2 protein-coding genes are annotated in these 612 nt (G+C 55.5%); both read right to left on the bottom strand.

Annotated elements, in window-relative coordinates; all coding sequences use genetic code 11:
• Positions 1–225, bottom strand: a 225-nt coding sequence (locus AC1DX0_RS36795; protein ID WP_477359569.1) for a GDP-mannose 4,6-dehydratase, incomplete at its 3' end; no start/stop codon positions are given.
• Between the two features lie 107 nt (positions 226–332).
• On the bottom strand, positions 333–612 hold a 280-nt coding region (locus AC1DX0_RS36790), incomplete at its 5' end, for a cupin domain-containing protein (protein ID WP_477359566.1).

The raw sequence follows: 612 nt of genomic DNA, 5'->3' as shown, positions 1-612 counted from the left end.
GTCCTGGAGGACCCGGATGAGACCGGAGAGATCCGTCAGATTGCCGTCGTGAAGCACGATCTTGTCGGCAATTCCAAGCCATTTCAGCCGTGAACCGACCACATCGGCCGAGGCACTGCGCCGCAGAAGGCCGTGGACCTCRTATCCCTTCTCAAGCAGAAACTTCGAGAGATAGGCTCCATCCTGCCCGGTCACGCCGGTGATAAACGCTATTTTGGAAGTCATGATGAACCTGTCTCTACTTTCTTGATCGCCATCTTCAGGAATGCAAACCATCTGCCCGATAACAGAAACATATCCAGATCGGGATGTTGCCTGGGCAACCTTACAAGTTACGTGCGTCCGTAAACATCATCGAACCGCACAATATCGTCTTCGCCAAGATATTCCCCGCTTTGCACTTCGATCATGACGAGCGGAAGAATGCCGGGATTTTCGAGGCGGTGCTTGTGGCCGCAAGGGATATAGGTGGACTGGTTGGTCGCCAGCAGGATTTCACTCTGGCCATTGACGACCTTCGCGGTCCCGCTCACCACCACCCAGTGCTCGGAGCGGTGATGATGCGCCTGAAGGCTCAGGCGCGCGTTCGGTTTCACCTCGATCCGCTTGATC

This window comes from Mesorhizobium sp. P3_A9 (assembly GCF_056402975.1).
Note: the sequence above shows the minus strand (reverse complement) of the source record. Positions and strands in the feature narration are given on the sequence as shown.